General features: G+C 60.4%; 1 protein-coding gene and 2 pseudogenes. All 3 read right to left on the bottom strand.

All coding sequences use genetic code 11. The features are described from left to right. Positions 1 to 80: pseudogene (locus tag HMPREF2924_RS36345) on the bottom strand (protein-disulfide isomerase); the annotation flags it as partial. Beyond that, complete coding sequence (locus HMPREF2924_RS07625) at positions 77 to 361, bottom strand: hypothetical protein (RefSeq protein WP_003134196.1); 285 nt, start codon at positions 359 to 361, stop codon at positions 77 to 79. The pseudogene HMPREF2924_RS36345 and the gene HMPREF2924_RS07625, both read right to left, overlap by 4 nt. Beyond that, a pseudogene (locus HMPREF2924_RS07630) lies at positions 358 to 777 on the bottom strand (conjugative transfer ATPase); the annotation flags it as partial. The gene HMPREF2924_RS07625 and the pseudogene HMPREF2924_RS07630, both read right to left, overlap by 4 nt.

A 777-nucleotide genomic window follows, 5' to 3' on the forward strand; every position in this document is an offset into this window, starting at 1 on the left:
AAGATCAGCAGCAGCCCCGCCCAGGGCAGGGCGGGACCTTGAAATCGTTTCGCTGGCCAGCCGCCCTTCAACAGCCTCACGCTTGCCTCCGCTGTAGGATTTCCGCGCGGTCCACGGCCTCGATGAGCGCCTGTTGGGCCGTATCAGGCTGTGGATGGTGTTGCAGCCATTCATCTAGGAGCTGCTTTATCTGCGGGACGATATCCCGGCGATCGACTGCCCTCAGTTGAATCTGCTGCAGCTCCTCTATCAGTACAGGAGCGCATATCCTGAGCGTCTGCAGGGCATCCTCTTCGGGGTTCTGCAGGATCTGGGTCAGGTTGTCGATCAGGTTCTGGGTCAGCGAATTCAGAGCTCTCATTCGTCCTGGCACTCCACTGCCGGTTGGTCTGGGAAAATAATGGGGAAGGGTGGCAGGCCGCGCGCCTTGTCGAGATCCGCTGCGACCTGCAAGGCCGCCTCGAGCTCGTCGCAGCCGGTGGCTTGCATGATGTTGTAGCGCTGGTTCTTTTCTTCGTTTTCGGTCATGGCCAGGGCCAGGTAGAGACTCGGGGGAACCACACGGACGAGGTATTCCTTGCCCTTGGCCAGGAGCACGCCCTCGGTGAATTTGCCGCTTTCCTTGCGGGCCGAGAGCATCATCGACTTCTGCGCCGGCGACAGCTCGCGGAACCTGGAGATCTTCTCTACTTCGTCGGGGGGCATGTTCAGGCACAACCACCACTCGATCATGTTCAGCATCGGAGCCCCGGAGGCTGGGATGTCGTCGATGTTCTG

It is taken from the genome of Pseudomonas sp. HMSC063H08 (assembly GCF_001813645.1).
Lineage (GTDB): Bacteria > Pseudomonadota > Gammaproteobacteria > Pseudomonadales > Pseudomonadaceae > Pseudomonas > Pseudomonas aeruginosa.

Coding starts and splice junctions, on each gene's coding strand:
- HMPREF2924_RS07625 (WP_003134196.1), bottom strand. CDS start 361: ATGAGAGCTCTGAATTCGCTGACCCAGAACCTGATCGACAACCTGACC.